This is a genomic window from Nostoc sp. CENA543 (assembly GCF_002896875.1).
Classification (GTDB): Bacteria; Cyanobacteriota; Cyanobacteriia; order Cyanobacteriales; family Nostocaceae; genus Trichormus.
Genome location: NZ_CP023278.1, coordinates 2,163,070 through 2,176,914, shown reverse-complemented (window position 1 = coordinate 2,176,914; position 13,845 = coordinate 2,163,070). Strand labels below are relative to the sequence as shown.

At 39.4% G+C, this 13,845-nt stretch carries 13 protein-coding genes and 1 pseudogene; 11 read left to right on the top strand and 3 right to left on the bottom strand.

Annotated elements, in window-relative coordinates; all coding sequences use genetic code 11:
- The first annotated feature begins 141 nt into the window (after positions 1–141).
- From CLI64_RS09080 to CLI64_RS09070, 3 genes are all read left to right on the top strand, one after another.
- Positions 142–396, top strand: a complete 255-nt coding sequence (locus CLI64_RS09080; RefSeq protein WP_103136913.1) for a hypothetical protein — start codon at positions 142–144, stop codon at positions 394–396.
- A gap of 220 nt (positions 397–616) precedes the next feature.
- Positions 617–871, top strand: coding sequence for a type II toxin-antitoxin system ParD family antitoxin (locus CLI64_RS09075; RefSeq protein ID WP_103136912.1), 255 nt, complete (start codon positions 617–619; stop codon positions 869–871).
- Positions 871–1,191 (top strand): type II toxin-antitoxin system RelE/ParE family toxin, encoded by a 321-nt coding sequence (locus tag CLI64_RS09070; RefSeq protein ID WP_103136911.1) that lies wholly within the window; start codon positions 871–873, stop codon positions 1,189–1,191. Before CLI64_RS09075 ends, CLI64_RS09070 begins: the two co-directional genes overlap by 1 nt.
- Positions 1,192–1,365: 174 nt before the next feature.
- Here CLI64_RS09070 and CLI64_RS09065 read toward each other — a convergent pair whose 3' ends face one another.
- Both CLI64_RS09065 and CLI64_RS09060 read right to left on the bottom strand, forming a co-directional pair.
- Positions 1,366–3,450, bottom strand: a complete 2,085-nt coding sequence (locus tag CLI64_RS09065; RefSeq protein WP_103136910.1) for an SUMF1/EgtB/PvdO family nonheme iron enzyme — start codon at positions 3,448–3,450, stop codon at positions 1,366–1,368.
- A 1-nt stretch (position 3,451) separates the two neighbouring features.
- On the bottom strand, positions 3,452–3,835 hold the full coding sequence (locus tag CLI64_RS09060) for a hypothetical protein (RefSeq protein ID WP_103136909.1): 384 nt from the start codon (positions 3,833–3,835) through the stop codon (positions 3,452–3,454).
- A gap of 199 nt (positions 3,836–4,034) precedes the next feature.
- Here CLI64_RS09060 and CLI64_RS09055 point away from each other — a divergent pair, with 199 nt between their 5' ends.
- The 5 genes from CLI64_RS09055 to CLI64_RS09035 all read left to right on the top strand — a co-directional run bounded on the left by CLI64_RS09055 (position 4,035) and on the right by CLI64_RS09035 (position 8,482).
- Positions 4,035–4,223 carry a type II toxin-antitoxin system VapC family toxin gene (locus tag CLI64_RS09055; RefSeq protein ID WP_225977545.1) on the top strand — a complete coding sequence of 63 codons (189 nt, stop codon included), beginning with the start codon at positions 4,035–4,037 and terminating at the stop codon, positions 4,221–4,223.
- Positions 4,224–4,525: 302 nt separating this feature from the next.
- Positions 4,526–5,356 (top strand): 16S rRNA (adenine(1518)-N(6)/adenine(1519)-N(6))-dimethyltransferase RsmA, encoded by an 831-nt coding sequence (gene rsmA / locus CLI64_RS09050; protein ID WP_103136907.1) that lies wholly within the window; start codon positions 4,526–4,528, stop codon positions 5,354–5,356.
- Positions 5,357–5,397: 41 nt separating this feature from the next.
- Positions 5,398–6,342, top strand: coding sequence for a 4-(cytidine 5'-diphospho)-2-C-methyl-D-erythritol kinase (gene ispE, locus CLI64_RS09045; protein WP_103140652.1), 945 nt, complete (start codon positions 5,398–5,400; stop codon positions 6,340–6,342).
- 133 nt (positions 6,343–6,475) lie between these two features.
- Positions 6,476–6,805 carry a DUF3082 domain-containing protein gene (locus CLI64_RS09040; RefSeq protein ID WP_103136906.1) on the top strand — a complete coding sequence of 110 codons (330 nt, stop codon included), beginning with the start codon at positions 6,476–6,478 and terminating at the stop codon, positions 6,803–6,805.
- A gap of 357 nt (positions 6,806–7,162) precedes the next feature.
- Positions 7,163–8,482 carry an IS4 family transposase gene (locus tag CLI64_RS09035; protein ID WP_103136905.1) on the top strand — a complete coding sequence of 440 codons (1,320 nt, stop codon included), beginning with the start codon at positions 7,163–7,165 and terminating at the stop codon, positions 8,480–8,482.
- On the opposite strand, the pseudogene CLI64_RS09030 reads toward CLI64_RS09035, so the two are convergent.
- Positions 8,472–8,957, bottom strand: a pseudogene (locus CLI64_RS09030) (PleD family two-component system response regulator); the annotation flags it as partial. The gene CLI64_RS09035 and the pseudogene CLI64_RS09030 overlap by 11 nt on opposite strands.
- 1,638 nt (positions 8,958–10,595) lie before the next feature.
- Here CLI64_RS09030 and CLI64_RS09025 point away from each other — a divergent pair.
- The 3 genes from CLI64_RS09025 to CLI64_RS09015 all read left to right on the top strand — a co-directional run bounded on the left by CLI64_RS09025 (position 10,596) and on the right by CLI64_RS09015 (position 13,764).
- Positions 10,596–10,898, top strand: coding sequence for a HetP family heterocyst commitment protein (locus tag CLI64_RS09025; protein ID WP_103136904.1), 303 nt, complete (start codon positions 10,596–10,598; stop codon positions 10,896–10,898).
- Positions 10,899–11,131: 233 nt separating this feature from the next.
- Positions 11,132–11,971, top strand: coding sequence for an indole-3-glycerol phosphate synthase TrpC (trpC, locus tag CLI64_RS09020; RefSeq protein WP_103136903.1), 840 nt, complete (start codon positions 11,132–11,134; stop codon positions 11,969–11,971).
- Positions 11,972–12,495: 524 nt separating this feature from the next.
- Positions 12,496–13,764: a hypothetical protein gene (locus CLI64_RS09015; RefSeq protein WP_103136902.1), complete on the top strand. Its 1,269-nt coding sequence runs from the start codon at positions 12,496–12,498 to the stop codon at positions 13,762–13,764.
- Positions 13,765–13,845: the final 81 nt, after the last annotated feature.

The window sequence follows — 13,845 nt, the reverse complement described above, 5'->3', positions numbered from 1 at the left end:
CCTAACAGAAATTATTGACTTTATGCTTGACAAGTATAATTTTATACTTTATTATTTAAGCATGATAAAGGCGATCGCCCAATCCGGTCAAGAAGAAAGCGATCGCCGTTATCTAGCCCCTCTAACAAGGAGATAATTACAATGATGGCACAGTTCACACAATACTTGCAGAGTGCAGATATAGATACACTCAACCTCAATCACTCTTCTACACAGCCAGTTCCCCAAAGAGACAAGATTAAGCATTTGCTCATCGGTTCTCCCCAAGCTGTTACTAGTACGATTCGCTATTTGCAGGTCATTGGTTACGCTAGTGTGGGTGATTGGAGTCCACTGTTACCTACGGCTAACCAAGGTGAGGTGATGAGTATTTTAATCCGGCAAATTTTCATCTAATAACTTAGATTTAGAGGCGTTGCAATGTAACGTCTCTACAGTGCTTTTAAACCACAAATTCAAAGTCTCTCTCCTCCCAGGAGAGAGATTTAGAGAGAGGTTTTCCAGATGCCGTGAAAAGTCAGAATGGAGGTAAGCACACGTTGATTTGCATAACTCCAATGGTTTATTTCATAATAGTTGTGAATTGTGTGCCAATAAATGCAAGAGGTGGTTGCTCATGTTTCAACTCAATATTTCGCTTCCTGAGCAATTGCAAGAATTTCTTGAGCAACAAGTTGCGACTGGTGGCTACGCTAATACGAACGAATATATTAATTATCTCATTTTCCAAGAACAGCAGCGTATCGCCCAAAAACAGTTAGAATCGCTACTTATTGAAGGTCTTGATAGTGGAGAAGTTGTAGAAGTAACAGATGAGTGGTGGGAGGAAAAACGCGCTAAACTCGTTGAACAACTACGTCAGAGACAGTAATGGCCAGACGGATTGTTATTAAGCCACAGGCGAGTTTAGATATTGATGAACACTTTGCTTACATCTCGCTAGAAAACTCTGATGCTGCGTTGCAATTCTTCGACTCTGCACGACAGACATTTGCACAGTTATCACGAACACCTGGGATGGGTAGCCTTTATTTATTGGAAAATCCACGTTTGCAAGGGTTGCGTAAGTGGGCTGTGAAGGGTTTTAAGAAATATCTGATTTTCTATTTTGAGCAGGAGGATAGCATTGAAGTTGTGCGGGTTCTCTATGCTGGGCGGGATATTGAAAGAATTTTAGAGCAGCAGTTATGAAACTCAGTACAAAAATTTTTATTGAGCCGGACAAGTCTTCGGTTTTGCAACCTACCAAGCTATCCGACTCGGTTTGATTTTCGGAGGTCGTCACCTTCCTCACTGGTTCAGGTCTGGACTCCCTAATGTACGCTCGATAAATTCCCACTTACCGACTCTGACGATAGGGCGTACTCACGCCACAGCCACAGCCACCACGCGAAACCCAACGTTGTTGTTACGATTCGCGCGCGCGTTCCTATTGCGATTGGCAGAACGGCAATTCCTGGCATTGTTGTTCCAACTACCGCCACGCAGCAGCTTGATGTTATTATTGCTACCTGCTAACCATGCACTACTATCTGTCGGCGCGCCTTGGTAGCCATTATTATATACATCTTGACACCATTCCCATATATTACCACACATATCATATAAACCGAAAGCGTTCGGCGAAAATATCCCTACATTTGTTGTTTCTTTACGATATTTACCTTTAGTTGCTGCACCATAAGGATAGTTACCATCATAGTTAACTAAATCTGTAGTGATGGTTTCCCCAAAATAAAACGGCGTGGTTGTCCCTGCACGACAGGCGTATTCCCATTCCGCCTCACTGGGTAGCCTGTAGGTTTTTCCTGTTTTCTGACTCAATTTCTGACAAAATTCTACCGCATCATCCCAACTGACTTGCTCTACAGGTCGTTTATCACCTTTGAAGTAGGAAGGATTATTTTTATTGCCTATAATCTTTTGAAGAATATTACTACCACCCATAACTGCTTGATACTGTTCCTGGGTGACTGGATATTTCCCCATAAAGAAGCCGGGAACTGTCACCTGATGCTGTGGTTTTTCATTGTCATGTCCTTCCCCTTCCGGTGAACCCATCATAAATGTTCCCCCTGGTATCTGCACCATCTCCAACTTGACACCATTCCCCAAGTCTTCTGCAAAATATTTTGCTGTCCGGTTTTGGCGGTTGGTGATTTTCCCTTGTGCGTTTACCGTCACTACTTCAAATGAAAAGGTTGGTAAGGTGTCTTTTGGTGGTTCTTTAACAGTACCCGACTTAGACGGCTCTGGAGACGTAATAGTTTGAGGGTGTAATAACCTCTCAATTGCATCTAGCTCATTCTCCAGATGCTTTAGCTCAGTTTTTTCCTGTTGAAGTTGCTGTTCTAACTGAAACTTTCGACTAGGATCAGTCTCAATTGCGAAAGCTGCTCCGATACGTTTGACTTTCTCGTTCCGAGTTTCCCATTCTCGTTGGAGTCTATTTCGTTCTTCTTCCCGCCTAAGTTTCTGACTTTCGCTGAGATTTTGATGTGTTGGCTGTGGAGTTTCTACCTTAACTGGTTGTGGCTGTACATTGATTCGCAACAAAGCTATTTGTTCTAAGGCTTCTATCGCTTCCAAGTCTTGTCCTGATGCAGCAGCTAACACTCGAATCCAAAGTTGCTTGGCTAAATCAAAATCTTTTTTGAACTGCGCGCGATAAGCATCATTTTTCAGTGTGGCGATATCCGCTAGGGTGGCGTGTCGCGGTACAAGTATGAGATGAGATTTAGTTACAGGTTCAGCAATAATATAAGGTGTTTGCCTCTTATTATTATGCTGACGCACCAATTCCGGTACGCGAAAACTGAGATACTGATTTAACCTTTCAACTGTGGCACATTTACCCTGAATTCCCAACCCTTCCAATAACGCACAGGTAAAAGCACCTTGCTCTAATGCTGCAATCTCATAAGAATACTCCTGTGGACTACAGGAAAATATACTAATAACTCCTTGTTGACGCGCTTCCTCTGCTGTTTGTCTCCCAATACCTTCGCCAGCACGAGTTCCTAAACTACGACAAGCATCTAAAATCAACACAACATTATCCGCACCACACCGACGCAGGCGTTCAGTTACTAAGTTAATGGAAATGGCTGTATTTTCAATATCTTCTGGGTCGCCATCACTAGGCATGAGATAATCTCTTCCAGCATGGCGGCTACCATGTCCACTGAAGAAAAACCAAAAGTTATCACCCGCGCCCATAAAGGGAGTTTCAAATAACTGGCGCAAAATTCGCAGTAAATTAGCGCGGGTGGGACGAGTTGATTTACCGCCAATATCGGGGGAATCATCAGAGAAGAAGAACACCTGATTAAACCCCGCCTCGTTGCGGAGGAAATCCTGCATTAACATTGCATCCCGCTTGGCATAATTTAGCGGTTGCAAATAATCATACTGGTTAACGCCGATCGCGATCGCTAAATTCTTCGCCATCCTATTTTGGTTCTTGTCGCCTAAATACTAGCTTAATCGCGCCTTTTCCGCCTGCTTTGGCACCGTTACCGATTAGTTTAACTTCACCTTCAGCACTAATTTCTACGGATAACTCGATTTCGTCTAGCTGCATTCCGTTGTTCGTTTTGGCTTGCTGTTCTGCACGACTAAACAAGCGTCCGACTACTTCTAGGAAGTGTGCCATTTCTTGTTCTAATTTCTGGGTGCTGACTTTGACTGCATCGCCTACGCTTTTGGTGGTTTCTGTGGTTTCTTCTCGCCAACTGCGGGTATTACCAGTTATACCTTTAGTACCTTCGGTAACGGTAATTTGCGGTGCTTCGTCGGTGACTATCCAAATGCTGTCTGAGGATGTGTCTGTCATTTTTTTAGTATTTTTGCATAGTAATTATGTATAGGATTTTCTCACGCAAAGGCGCAGAGACGCAAAGAGGGAGAGGAAGGGCGATCGCTGTGATGAGGTGATTATTTACAATAATGGAAAAATACCCTTGCTCATAAACCTATGAATGTATCTTTAACTCCAGAATGTGACCCCACAGGATGTTGCTGTTTGTTCAGTTGTGAAAGCTGAACTTTTTTATGGTGCAGGTAAAAGCAAAAATCCCCAACGTTCTTTGGCTTTACAATTAGCTTTTCTGAACCGATTTATTTCTCTACCTTTTAATGATGTAGCCGCTAACGTTTCCGGTGGAATTCGTGCTGAGTTGGCAATGTTAGGGACACCTACCGAGCCTTATGATTTGCAATAGCTGCAACCATAATTTAATTTTAGTGACGCACAATATCCGTGAATTTAGTCGAATTAATAGGTTACAGTTTGAAGATTGGGAGAATGATGACTGATTGTGTGGCAGCGATCGCCATCTTCATTAGACAATAGTTTTTATGTCCTCATCAGGATATAATTCACCTACTCTCAATATCACAATAAGTTACTTATGTCATTAATAAAGTGAATATTTGTAGTAAAATTTTACATTCAAAAGTAAGCAAAAATTAAGAAATGAGTTTTTGATCAAAGGCTAAGATTTAGATATAGCAAGGAAAAATAATGGTTCGACCGCGCAAGATTTTTGCTCAACATTGGCTCAAAAGTGATAAGGTATTGGATGCGATCGTCAAGGCGGCTGATTGTAGTACAAATGACCGCATCCTAGAAATCGGCCCCGGTACAGGTATTCTCACCCGTCGTTTACTACCTTTAGTACAGTCTTTATTAGCTGTCGAAATCGACCGCGATTTGTGTAAATTATTAGTGAAACAATTAGGGAATAAAGACCACTTTCTCCTACTGCAAGGCGACTTTCTCACATTAGATTTAGCCACCAACTTAACAGCATTTCCCAACTTTCAAAATCAAAATAAAGTTGTGGCGAATATCCCCTACAATATTACCGGGCCAATTATTGAAAAACTCTTAGGTACAATCGCCAATCCTAACCCCACACCTTTTGAGTCAATCGTGTTACTAATTCAGAAGGAAGTCGCGGAAAGATTATATGCTAAAGCCGGCTCAAAAACCTTTGGCGCATTATCAGTGAGAGTTCAATATTTAGCTGAGTGTGAGTTAATTTGTCATGTCCCCGCCAGCGCATTTTATCCACCACCAAAAGTAGATTCCGCCGTTGTTAGGTTGCGTCCCCGACAAATAGAAACACCAGCTAACGACCCCAAAAAATTGGAGAACTTAGTTAAGTTAGGCTTTGGTGCAAAACGCAAAATGCTAAGAAATAACCTGCAATCTGTTATTGATCGCGATCGCCTGGGTCAATTACTGGAACAATTAAATATAAACCCCCAAGCCAGAGCTGAAGACATCAGCACACAGCAATGGGTAGAATTAGCCAACTTGTTGATAGTTGACTGGGAAACCCAAAAGTAGTCCCCACTCTTTAATTTTGAATTTTGAATTTTGAATTGATCATGCGTAGTTACACTTTAATTGCTCCCGCCAAAATCAACTTGTATTTAGAAATCATCGGCGACAGACCAGATGGTTATCATGAATTAGTCATGATCATGCAGAGTATCGACCTCGCCGACAAAATTGAAATAAAATCTATTAGCAGTGAAACTATTCAAGTACATTGCAACCATCCCCAAGTCCCAACAGATAAAAGTAATCTTGTATATCGCGCCGCCGAACTCATGGCGAAAAAATTTCCCGAAGCCTTCGCTAAATACGGTGGAGTTGATATCACCCTCCACAAGTACATACCAGTAGCAGCCGGCTTGGCTGGAGGTTCAACCAATGCAGCAGCAGTTCTAGTTGGAATAGATTTACTTTGGAACTTAGGACTAACTCAATCAGAACTTGAAGAACTTGGTGCGACACTCGGCTCAGATATCCCATTTTGCATTGCAGGTGGGACAGTCATCGCCACAGGAAGAGGAGAACAACTTGCACCCCTGCCGAGTTTAGATCATATATATATAGTATTAGCTAAATATCGTAGTCTCGAAGTATCCACAGCTTGGGCATATAAAACCTATCGTCAAGAGTATGGTAGTAGCTATCTCAAAGATACCAACGACTTAGCAGCACGAGCCGCCGCCGTTCATTCCAGTGCAATGGTTAAAGCTATCTTAGATAAAAATGCCACAGAAATATCTCAACAACTGCACAATGATTTAGAGCGTGTAGTCTTACCCGCCTATCCCCAAGTTACACAACTACGAGAACTATTTGCAGCTCAAGCCGGTGTTATCGGAACAATGATGTCTGGTTCTGGCCCTTCAGTCTTTGCTATCTGTGCATCTCAAGCGGAAGCAGAACAAGTTAAGTTACAAATTAGAGAAGCAATTCCCGACGAAGATTTAGAATTATTCGTGACGCGCACAATTGCACAGGGAATTCAGGTGGCTTGAGTGCTGAGTAATGAGTAATGACTATTGACTATTGACTAATGACTATTGACTATTGACTATTGACTAATGACTAATGACTAATGACTAATGACTATTGACTATTGACTATTGACCATTGACTAATAACTAACTTATGACAGAACAAAACACGACACCAACCACAGATACAAACACACAAGTTACAGCTAGTCCGTTACGCTGTCTTACAGGGTCAATTATTTCTGGAGTGATGGGATATGGCTCATATTCTCTCATGATTGCGATCGCTACAACCTTCGCTCAAAAACCTATCACTTCTGATAACCAACTAGTCATCAAAATTACCTCCGCCGTTCGTACCCTGGTGGTGGGTATCGTCGCCTTGGGATCTGGAGTATTTACTATAGTAGCCATTGGTTTACTCGCTCTAGGAATACAACTACTATTCCAAAGCTTCACCAAAGAAAAAACGACTAATGACTAATTCACGGGCGGGTTTAACCAAAATATGTGTTTGAAAGTGTAAATTTCTCAAAGAACCCGCCCCTACCGGCTAACATTTGCCACAAGTTAGAAATAAGTGAATTTCGTCAATACATCCTTGTACATAAATATTGCTGCATAAGAATGATAATCGGGTGTAAGGGGAAGGAGGGCAGCGTCGCTGCCCTCCTTCCCCACCCCAATATTTGATTATCATTATCAGCAGGTTTGAAAGTAGGATTTCCTAACAGAAAAAATTATGTGAAACTCAGTTAAGACAAGTAATTGAGCGATTGTAAAAACCGTGAGTAGCAGCCGTAAAATCAATCGAGATCATGCCAAAAAGAAGCAACGGCCGATGGTGGAAGACGAAGTAATAGCATCGCATCTGTCGGCATTATTAACACCAGCCATTACATCCCAAGAAAATTACTATCGGCAACTGGGATTAAGAGATAGGATTCTCAACTTACCATTAATGGTGGCGGCGGTGCTAACTCTACTCTGGCGTGATGTTGCAGGAGTCACGGAACTGACAAGGATGTTATCAAGGGAAGGGTTTTTGTGGTGTAGACCCCTTGAGGTTAGCCAGCAAGCAATATCTCAACGGTTTTTAACTTTTCCGGCTCAATTATTTGAGAAAGTATTTAAAGATTTATTGCCACATTTACAAGCTTCTTGGCAAAGAAGAACTCAACGTAAAATTCCTCAAAGTGTTCAATTTACTTTGACGAAATTTGAAAAGATATGGATAGTAGACTGTTCAATCTTGGAAGCATTGTTTCAGAAACTTGAGAGCTTAAAAGACGCACCTCAAGGTAAATTAGCCGGAAAAATTGGCACAGTCATAGATTTAAAAAATCTGCTACCTGTAGAAATATGGTTTTGTGAGAATCCTAGAACTGCTGATACAAAGTTTGAAGCAGATATTTTAAATTTAGTTACTCCCAAGACTCTGCTTTTATTAGATAGAGGATTTTACCACTTTAATTTCTGGCTACAACTAATTGCTCAGAATGTGAACTTCATAACCCGGTTAAAAAAGGGAGCAGCAATTTATGTCCAGCAAGTGTTTACAGATAGCTTCTCTTTACGTGACCGTCTGATACGTATTGGTTCTGGCACAAAGAAGACTCCCTTTGTTACTCTACGTCTAGTTGAAATTCGTTCAGGCAAGACATGGCATTCTTATTTAACGAGTGTGCTTGACCCTACAGTTCTACCACCCTATGTTGTGGCTGATTTGTATCGCCGAAGATGGAGAATTGAAGATGCTTTTAATACTGTAAAGCGACTTTTAGGTTTAAGTTATTTATGGACTGGTTCAATGAACGGTGTTCAATTGCAGATTTGGGGTACTTGGTTATTTTATGCTGTGTTGGTCGATTTAGGTGATGCAGTAGCCGACGAACTTTCTTTACCTTTTGATTCCATTTCTTTAGAGATGATTTATCGCGGTTTATATCATTTTTATGTTGCTCATCAAAACGGTAAGGCAACTGACCCTATCAAATATTTTGCATCTCCTGACAATCAAGATTTAGGTATTGTTAAACGACAGCGAAAACCGAACATGAAGCTAATCGTTGCCCCCTTCCCTGAGAAACAACGTGGTTCACCTGAATTTTTCTTTCAACCACCTTCTCAAATCCCCTTGACAACTGCTTCACAACCTTAACTTGTGACCAATGTGGGAATACAAACTCAGGCTCAAGCACCAGAGACTCAGGATTTAGCTGAGATTTACCCGCATACAAGTATTTAAATAAAGCTTGCTTTTCTAAACGCACTGCGATCGCTCTTAGTAACTCTTCTATCGTCGAGGGTTTGGTAATATAGTCGTCAGCACCTAATTCCATTCCCTTACGGATAGCTGCCTTATCATCACTACCAGTCAGAAAAATAAAGGGAATAATGGCTGTTACAGGATCTTGACGCAGATTGTTTAAAACATCATATCCGTCCATGTCGGGCATGATAATGTCACAAATAATTAGGTCTGGTAAATGTTTTTGTGCTTGCTTAATTCCCTCAGCACCGTTTTCAGCACCAATTGTTTCAAAACCTTCCGACTCTAAAATATTTAAAAACAGATTGCGAGTATCAGTTTCATCTTCAATTACAAGGATTGTTATCGATGATTCTTGTATCATTTTTTCATCACCAATAGTTGTGTTCGGTAACAAATCACTAAAATCTACTAAAGTTTTGATAACAAAGAAAAAATAATTATCTTTAAAGAGATATATCACAAATAAAATGTATATCCAATATGTCAATCTTGTCATTTATATGACACAAAAATCTTAATATCTTTACCAAAGTTTAATGATGCTTGAAATATATATGGCAAAACCATTTGTATTTTTAAATTTAAATTTATTGATTATGATTGTTTGCTAATCAGTTTTATTTTCCCTCTTTTCAAGAGACAGTCAACAAATCTGAAAATAAATTTAGCATATTATTTCAAATAATAAAGATAAGCACCTCTGTGTGTTTCCGAATCACAAAAAATGGCAATCTCACCAATCATAGATGAGTTTTAGAAGATACAAAATAATGTTAATTTCTTCTTCACAGAGATTAAACTACATAAGAATACACCCAGTCATCTGCCGTGAGAAGTACATTTTTGAGGCTATATAGTTGAGTTAAGCTGAGTCATCTATCTTAAGCAATAGAAAATATTAAGCCAAAATGTATTTTGCTATACATAAAATATTGATAATTAAAATTGAGAAAAATTTAGCCTTAAAAAAACAGTAATGAATTGCTAAATAAATAGAACTGACAACCACAAAATATTCAAGATATTCAATCTCAGTTATATTTTTTTACTGATATTCAAAACATAAGTTTATTTTCTTGTTATAAATAATGGTATAATTGCTTGCCGCCAATATTTACCCTCCATTAGAGACAAAAATTAACGGTAATCCAAAAACGAAAAAAAAGATATATCTAGCAAAATAATAATCATATATCTACTGCACAAGATTGAGTAATCTTAGCAAAGAAGCTGCTTCTGCAAAACGGTTCATTTTTAGGAGTTGAGTTAGCTAGATAGATATTTATTCAGCAGATAAAAATACTAAATAGTGAAATCCACTCCTATTTTCAAGAACTATTTGCAGCAATTTGCTGATTCACCTGTGCTGTAGTGTCAAAATTTTTGAGTTGAGATAGTGATTGAGATAGGGAAACAAGCTAAATCAGGAAGCTCTCAAGCAAACTCTCCGGTAAGGTATGTTAAAACGCTATACTCCGTTCCACATACCACACAAATCATCCTATGATTTGCAATTCAAGTTCTCATCTAACCTTTGGAGATATTCTATATATCTCCCCGACTCACTGAGGAAAAAATGAACACTACACTAAATGATAGACAGGAATGCTGACCAGCAGTGAAAAATACCCTTTATCCATCTACTTAAAATCACAAAAAGTCAGCTAACATCATCATCAAACCACAGGTTGTATGCAGCCAATAAGACAATTCTTCACATAAAAGCAGCAAATAACCGAAGTAGCGGGAATAAGCATCTACCATAAAAAGTCCATAGTATTTGACAATTCCATAATGTAATTTCCAAAACAATTGGATGGGTTAAATAAAACTATGGTGTGCATCAAACTATCAACAAAACCAAGTTCAGCAATTTTATAAAGATTCAATTCTGTATATCTTATACACAACAAAGATATACAGGTATCTAACAGCACTTTATCTGACCATCTTTTAAAAAAGTCTTGCAATCAAGACTGAATCATCATCAGGGAAAAATATGTATCAACAAAACACCAGTTGTCATTCACAGAATGTCAAAAAAATAAATAACGAACAAATAGAACAGATTATCAAAGCCATTATTGCTGGAAAGTACTCCTGGGCTTGCGTTTTACTGCTACGGTTCTTCGGCTATAATCCTATGGAATATATGCCATATCGCACTTATATCCGATTGCTGAAAAACAACTGTTTAAACAAAAAAGTAAACACCCAAACATCAGAGAATCAAGAAATTTTTCGTCTGCAATCAAGCTGGATGCCAAATCAAAGGGTAGTGGATATAGAACACTATGTTTAATGACAGGATGTAAGGAGAAAAACCTCCGAATTTTAGATTTTAAATTTTGGATTTTGGATTGATGTTTTTTTGTTCATTTCCTGTACGATGGCGTAGCCTCTCGCAGAGAAAACAGTCAATCCAAATTATCCAAGTACCACATCTAAGGAGTGGTCGGGGTCAATCTAAAATCTAAAATCTAAAATCCAAAATTAACCTAGTTCGTCAGAGTTCTGCTATTTTAAATTTGGAAAATGTACCCAGTTAGTGCCGTTAACATCACCAGTTTACAACCAATGCTCAGAGAGATTGTTTGGCAGAAAAAGCAAGAAGTATCTCAGCTACACCAACAAATGTCTTTAGCATCCCTACAACGCCAGTTAACAGCTGCGCCAACCGTCCGAGACTTCTGCACTGCTTTACAACAAAATCTCCATAAACCCAGCCTGATTGCAGAAATTCAAAAAGCCTCACCCAGACGTGGAATCATCCGTACTGACTTTGATCCTATCGCGATCGCCCAAGCCTATGAAAGAGGTGGTGCAGCTTGTATTTCCGTAATTACCGACAGATGCTTTTTTCATGGCAGCTTTGAAATTTTACGCATCCTTCGCAAACGCATTACATTACCCTTACTATGTAAAGAATTTGTCATTGATCCCTGCCAAATTTATTTAGCACGCGCCGCCGGTGCAGACGCAATCTTGCTGATGGCTTCCATCCTCACAGATAGGGAAATACAGGACTTTTTACGCATCATTCACTATTTGGGAATGAATGCTGTAGTAGAAGTACATACCTTAGTAGAACTAGATAGAGTGCTGAAGCTAGAAGATGTCCGCATCATCAGTATTAACAACCAAAGCCTCGCAGACTTCTCCATTGATTTGAGTACCACTCAAAACATACTTGCTCAAAGGCGATCGCAATTACAAGACTGGGGTATCATCATAGTCGTAGAATCAGGACTATACACCCACGCTGACCTATCACTAGTCAAGCAAGCAGGTGCTAATGCAGTCATCGTCGGAGAATCTTTGATGAAGGAAACCGATATCGAAAAAGCTGTGCAGCTGTTATTGAAAGGGGTGTAGAACTATGGGGTATCTATTTTGCTGGGAAATCGAAAAATGACGGAAAATTTTTGCGGCTGAATCAGGAATTACTTCTAGATAAATTGTAGTAACCATTACTTATCTCAGCGAAACCCTGACCCCTGGAACACCCAGGGGTTTTTATTTAGGTAGTCAATAGTTAATAGTCATTAGTCAATAGTCATTAGTCATTAGTCAATAGTCATTAGTCATTAGTCATTAGTCATTAGTCATTAGTCAATAGTCATTAGTCATTAGTCCTTATACCAATTTACTCAAATTCTGGTACAGACCCAAACCCAAAAACCCATGCCAAGTCAGGATTGATTAATTGCTGTCTTCTCTACGAGAGACTGCACCAACTTAGCGGGACGTTAGTCCATTGCGAATTGGTCACTAGTTCTGCCCCAATTTTCCAATTTAATTAAACGTAATATAAAGATTGAGGAAAGTTTGTGAAAATCTATGTAGTCTAAACTATAGTCAGCATCAGTATATTTAACAATCATTCAAGGTAAAAGAAGATGAAGTGGCGAAATTGGTCATTACATCAAACATTAATTCTCAGTGCATTACTCACCTACAGTTGGATAAACCCAGGTTTAGCCCAAACAGATAAACCACTGACTCGCGCAGAAGTTTATAAAGTTATTAAAATTGTTGAACTCATCCTGCACAATCAAACACACAGGCGTGCAGAACTGAAAGATGTCATCGTTCCTAAAGATGCAGTTAAAACAGGAGCAAGTTCAGAAGCCCAATTATTTTTTAATGATCAATCTTTAATTAGGGTAGACCAAAGTAGTGTATTTCGTTTTGAGCCTGGATTACGGCGGTTTAAACTGCGTAATCTGATTGCTTTGAATGAAATGATATTTAAATTAGATGATGGTACAGCACTCATATTAAGTCCACCAGGAAGTGTAGGAACTGCCTTAGAAACACCAGAAACTAAGATTAATATTATCGCACCAAAACCAGCATTAGCCCAAAACCCAAACCGTCTTGTTGCTAGTAATAAAAACTTGAAAATTAGCCAAGATAACGATTTATATACACCAGCACAAAAAGCTAGTGCAGTTATGGTGATACATAACAAAGAACGCAATACAACACAAGTTTTTGCTCTAACAGATGGAGATATTAAAATATCTGATCAAAAAGAGAAGAAAACAGTCGCTTTGAAAGGTGGTCAAACTGTAGCTGTGAGAAATGGGATAGTTGGTAATCCCCAAGAATTTGATTTACAAGCTTTCTATAAAACAGTTTCGTTAACTTCTGGGTTAGGGCCAGGACAAGAAAATTTAGTCGCGCAAGAATCAACACCAGTACAAGAAACCCTCAAAGCAGTAAGAAGAGAAACCTTAGCCGCACTCAAAAATCAAGCTCAAAGATTTAGAGGATTTACTAGAACATTTCTCGCCGACGCACTGAACGGTACAGAAGGAGATTTAAATCCTCGTCCTGGTGTTTCCGTAAGAATTATTAACCCCAATGTCGTCACTGGGACATTTTATAAAACATCCAACAACACCGCAATATTTATTCCTGACAATAATCCTAATTCTCCTAGAAATATTAACGTAGATTTTGACCAGAGAACTATCACCATCGATGGGAATACAGGTGTGTCTAATAATGCCGGATTAAGTGGTAATAATGCTAGTGGTTCAGTGATTAATTCTAATGGTCAAATTACCCAAATTGATGTTTTTGGTGTAAACGGAGAAGAACCACAAAACAACATTCCCTACAGAGGAAGTTTGACGACTGGAATAGCACGCGATCGCTAAAAAGAAGGCAAAAGGCAAAAGGCAAAAGGAAAAAGAAAGATTTATATTTTCTCCCTGCCCCCTGCCCCCTGCCCCCTGCTA

Excerpts from the sequence above, each read along its gene's own strand:
- CLI64_RS09080 (WP_103136913.1), top strand. The coding sequence starts at position 142 with ATGATGGCACAGTTCACACAATACTTGCAGAGTGCAGATATAGATACA.
- CLI64_RS09075 (WP_103136912.1), top strand. The coding sequence starts at position 617 with ATGTTTCAACTCAATATTTCGCTTCCTGAGCAATTGCAAGAATTTCTT.
- CLI64_RS09070 (WP_103136911.1), top strand. The coding sequence starts at position 871 with ATGGCCAGACGGATTGTTATTAAGCCACAGGCGAGTTTAGATATTGAT.
- CLI64_RS09065 (WP_103136910.1), bottom strand. The coding sequence starts at position 3,450 with ATGGCGAAGAATTTAGCGATCGCGATCGGCGTTAACCAGTATGATTAT.
- CLI64_RS09060 (WP_103136909.1), bottom strand. The coding sequence starts at position 3,835 with ATGACAGACACATCCTCAGACAGCATTTGGATAGTCACCGACGAAGCA.
- rsmA (WP_103136907.1), top strand. The coding sequence starts at position 4,526 with ATGGTTCGACCGCGCAAGATTTTTGCTCAACATTGGCTCAAAAGTGAT.
- ispE (WP_103140652.1), top strand. The coding sequence starts at position 5,398 with ATGCGTAGTTACACTTTAATTGCTCCCGCCAAAATCAACTTGTATTTA.
- CLI64_RS09040 (WP_103136906.1), top strand. The coding sequence starts at position 6,476 with ATGACAGAACAAAACACGACACCAACCACAGATACAAACACACAAGTT.
- CLI64_RS09035 (WP_103136905.1), top strand. The coding sequence starts at position 7,163 with ATGGTGGAAGACGAAGTAATAGCATCGCATCTGTCGGCATTATTAACA.
- CLI64_RS09025 (WP_103136904.1), top strand. The coding sequence starts at position 10,596 with ATGTATCAACAAAACACCAGTTGTCATTCACAGAATGTCAAAAAAATA.
- trpC (WP_103136903.1), top strand. The coding sequence starts at position 11,132 with ATGTACCCAGTTAGTGCCGTTAACATCACCAGTTTACAACCAATGCTC.
- CLI64_RS09015 (WP_103136902.1), top strand. The coding sequence starts at position 12,496 with ATGAAGTGGCGAAATTGGTCATTACATCAAACATTAATTCTCAGTGCA.